The organism is Bacillus sp. JJ1127 (assembly GCF_036965845.1).
GTDB lineage: Bacteria > Bacillota > Bacilli > Bacillales > Bacillaceae_G > Bacillus_A.
Window position 1 is genome coordinate 970 of record NZ_JBALQK010000419.1, and the last position, 4,081, is coordinate 5,050.

The window sequence follows — 4,081 nt, forward strand, 5'->3', positions numbered from 1 at the left end:
CAATCTTTTTTCAAAACACTCTCTTTTCTTCTGTTCTTCTATTACGATTGATAGAATTAATTTGATCAAACTTTATTTAAAAGCTACAGCTGCAAGATTTTATTAATGTGTTGAAAGTATTGGGACAAAACTCGGAAATACGGGCAATTAGAGTGTTTACCGATGTGTTGCCAGAGGGCTTGGGAGAACGTAAATTTATAAAGTTAAGTGATGGTGTTACGAAAAGACGGTATGTGATTGCTGAAGTATATATGGTTAAAGGAAAACGATTCAACATAATAGAAGTAGAGCGAGAAAATCACTCGATGTCGATGCTCATTTTATCATCATCTAAAATTACTAATTGGAAGTCTATTTATCATTGTTTACTTGTGAATCTTGTTAATGACAATGGTACTTGGACGAGTAAAACATTAAAGATTATTGAAAATCAAGGTGTTATTGTAATGAAGGCGAAGCATAGTTCTAAAGGTGTTCGCCATAGGAGTGAAATGTTATTAAACAAGTTAATTTAAAAGAACACATTTTCATAATATTAGCGTTTCTTCCACAATCGGGCCATATTGTTTAATAAAAGAAGGAGTTAAGACTGTTTATCAAGAATTTCTATAGGTTAACCAAATGAAGTTTCTTTAATTCCGATATTTTAAGCAAAAGCGACTGTATGGCGTGAGCATAGGTGTTAACTTCCCAGAGTCTTGGACATCGCTAACGGGAAACACAGTATAAATTATATATATTTTGTGTGGAGTGTGATCTGATGCAAGAAATACGATTAAAACTAGAGGCTTATATTAACAAATATCTAGAATTGTGGGACTTTTACGGAGTTATTCAAGTGACCAAAAAAGGCGAGGTGCTTTTTGAAAATGCATACGGCTATGCAAGTATCGAGTTTGGGGTGAAAAATGATACCAACTCGTGCTTCTCCATTGCTTCCATGTCAAAACAGTTTACGGCCTTTGCTATTATGCTCCTTCATGAAAAAAAAATGATGGACATTGATAAACCTGCACAATTATACCTCCCCGCCAATATGAAAATTGACGAATCAATCACTGTCCATCATTTATTATCGCATACTTCTGGTTTATATAATTTCACAAACTTCGAAAATGACTTTTTTGCGGGATACAACAGAATGGATTATTCACGAAACCATTTCTTTCAGAGGTATATTAATAAAAAGCCTACAAAGCCACCGGGAACGGTATATGATTACAATAACTCGAACTATAATTTGCTTGCATGGATCATTGAAAATGTTTCAGGAGAAAAATATGAATATTATCTAAGAAACCATATATTCCTGCCTTTGAATATGATGAACAGCGATGTTGATGACGGTTGTAAAACGATAAAAAACAGATCAAGTAATTATGTAAATGATTTTGATGCAACCATCAAATGCCCGTATTTTAACGAGAAGTTTAGCATCGGTGCAGGAGCCATAATTTCAAATTGCGATGATTTGTATAAATGGTATACCTGTTTACGGGATCGGAAAATCCTATCCAAGGAGGTCTATACTAGGTTTTTTAACGAGAACCAAAATAATTACTGCTATGGACTGGAACATCATCATGTTTACGGAACATACAGATATTCCCATGGAGGAGATCAACTTGGTATCAGTACTTATATGCAGGATTTTTTCGATGAAGATATTTGTATTATCATTCTTTCCAATAATGAAGCTATAAATCAGTACAGAATGGGTAATGCAATTTCCGATATTCTGCATCATGTTGATGTAGTTGCTCCGACAAAACATAAAGAGCTTCCTATCAACGAAAGTAAGCTTAAAAAGTATTGCGGTACATACTTGAAAGATAAGATTGAAGTGAAATTCCTTAATGGCAAGTTGTATTTCACGAGATTCTCTGGCAATCTTCATATTGAGATCTATCCAGTAGGTGAAGGAGGATTTGTTCGTAGATATTCTGACCAGATCTATCCATACAGTATTGTTGAGAACGAAAACGGCAAAATGTCGTTTTTCGGATATAAAAGAAAAACCCCATAATCTAGGGTTTTAGGCAGACACCATGAAGTGATGGAGAAACGTACGCAAAATAGGATTGTTTCTCCTTTATCCAGAAAGCATAGATGTGCCGAACGTTTTTCAGCAATCAGGCGCCATTCTTAAGTAAGAGGGCGTCTTCTTTTATTGGGCCATATTCTTGAATGAATTGTGGAAATAATGGGAATTTGAGATAATTGTTATTAAGTTAAAGAGCAGGTTAGTTTAATAACATCAGTAACTTTATTCGGAAATAAATATTGTAAATAATGAAAATATAAAAAACTTAGCGGGAGAAACAATATCTAAATGATTAAAGGGAGGAAGCATTATGTCCAATAACGTAAGACCAAGAAGAATAATTTTAGATTTAGCAGTTACTTTAGATGGTTTTATTGAAGGGAAAAATGGGGAAGTTGATTGGTGCATCATGGACTCTGAGATGGGGTTTATTAATTTCTTAAATCAAATTGATACTATTTTATATGGAAGAAAAAGTTTCGATTTATGGGGACAATTTACTCCAGAAATTGAAGATACTGATACTGAAAAAGGAATTTGGGAATTAGTTCATAGTAAAGAAAAATATGTGTTTTCCAGAACGCAAAAAGGGACTGATAATAAAGAAATATTCATAAATGACAATATTTTTGAAGAAGTAAATAAGTTAAAGAATAAGCCTGGTAAAGATATCTGGCTATATGGTGGAGCAAGTCTTATTACAACTTTTATCAATTTAGGGCTTGTTGATGAATTTAGATTATCTGTTCACCCCGTTATTTTGGGAGAAGGAAAACCGTTGTTTATTGATATAAAACAGAGGTTGAATTTAAAAATGGTTAATACAAGAACGTTCTCCTCTGGTGTTGTGCAACTAATCTATCATTTAAATGGAAATTAATAATATTGTATATTCCAAAAAAATACAATAAATATCATTAGGAAATACTCGATAGTAACTGTTACTTCTTCAACAATCGTGCGCTTTTTTTGAAGAACTTTTTTGAAGTAGATTCCCAAACTTGGAAATCTACTTTCTAGATATTTGTATAATTGTAAATATTATATATCTTTATGGAAAATTGGTTTACTAAGGAGGTTGTTATATGAGTTACAAGAACACACTTATTACCATTTCAGAGGATTCAAAAGCTACTTCTGCCATAGTACCTGTCACCAGAAACGGAAAACTTACTATTGCTTCTATTAAATATGATTTAATTAAGAATAATCCTTATAAATTTACACAAGAAGATGTGCAATTTAAAACTTATTTAATCAAAAATCAAATAGAAGAAGAAAATACAGATGAACTGCGAAAACAATTTTTTTCAAAATCTATGGCTTGCTTCAGAGCTTCTCCTTTAGTGAAAAATTATGGTTGGGGAATACACTATAACGATCAAGGGAAAATTGCCATTTATGATGTTAAGAGTGAAATATATAACCAATTGCTTAATCAAGATAAGATTACTAAATTAAAAGGTATGCGTTCGAAAAGAAAATAAAACAGTATCTTATTATAAATATCGTTTATTAAAGTAAACGGTGCGTTAGTAAAATAACTTAGAGGATATTTTTGTAGCTCTTTCGCATTTTCAATCTTCCACAATCGGGCGCTTTCCTGGAAACATAGAAAGGGTCTTTTTAGATTATTCGAAGATTGAAATTTATCAATATCTTAGATTATTGAATATCCTCGTTTGAAAAAGCCTTTCATTGAACATAATAGAATTTAGATTAATAGATTTATCAGTGGGAGAGTGAAAGACGTATCTTTTCATTATAGGGCCAGTTAGTGGAAGAAGGAATTTTTCCTATTGTATAGAAATATTGTACGAAACATTTTCAATATCTTGTGATAGGAATGTAAATGAATATAAGGGGAACAAGTTTTTTATGATTAAAGAAATTCTTAGAATATATGAACAAGATGAATCAATTCATAATTTATATGTGTCAATATTAAATAGAGAAATATAATGTTCCCAGGATAAGAAAAGTTACGAGGGGGTTTATTAATGAAAATGAATGAAAAAACATATCTAAGTATAGAAG

General features: G+C 31.8%; 4 protein-coding genes. All 4 read left to right on the plus strand.

The features are described 5' to 3' along the window. The first annotated feature begins 101 nt into the window (after positions 1 to 101). Positions 102 to 515: a Tn7-like element transposition protein TnsE gene (locus tag V7183_RS25400; RefSeq protein ID WP_335361268.1), complete on the plus strand. Its 414-nt coding sequence runs from the start codon at positions 102 to 104 to the stop codon at positions 513 to 515. 245 nt (positions 516 to 760) lie between these two features. Beyond that, positions 761 to 2,026 (plus strand): serine hydrolase domain-containing protein, encoded by a 1,266-nt coding sequence (locus V7183_RS25405; protein ID WP_335361265.1) that lies wholly within the window; start codon positions 761 to 763, stop codon positions 2,024 to 2,026. 328 nt (positions 2,027 to 2,354) lie between these two features. Then, on the plus strand, positions 2,355 to 2,924 hold the full coding sequence (locus V7183_RS25410; protein WP_335361266.1) for a dihydrofolate reductase family protein: 570 nt from the start codon (positions 2,355 to 2,357) through the stop codon (positions 2,922 to 2,924). A gap of 205 nt (positions 2,925 to 3,129) precedes the next feature. Continuing rightward, entirely contained in the window at positions 3,130 to 3,531 is a 402-nt protein-coding gene (locus V7183_RS25415; protein WP_335361267.1) for a DUF6157 family protein, read from the plus strand. Positions 3,532 to 4,081: the final 550 nt, after the last annotated feature.

What these genes read in the sequence shown, in the direction of transcription:
- V7183_RS25405 (WP_335361265.1), top strand. Translation starts at nt 761, where the DNA reads ATGCAAGAAATACGATTAAAACTAGAGGCTTATATTAACAAATATCTA.
- V7183_RS25410 (WP_335361266.1), top strand. Translation starts at nt 2,355, where the DNA reads ATGTCCAATAACGTAAGACCAAGAAGAATAATTTTAGATTTAGCAGTT.
- V7183_RS25415 (WP_335361267.1), top strand. Translation starts at nt 3,130, where the DNA reads ATGAGTTACAAGAACACACTTATTACCATTTCAGAGGATTCAAAAGCT.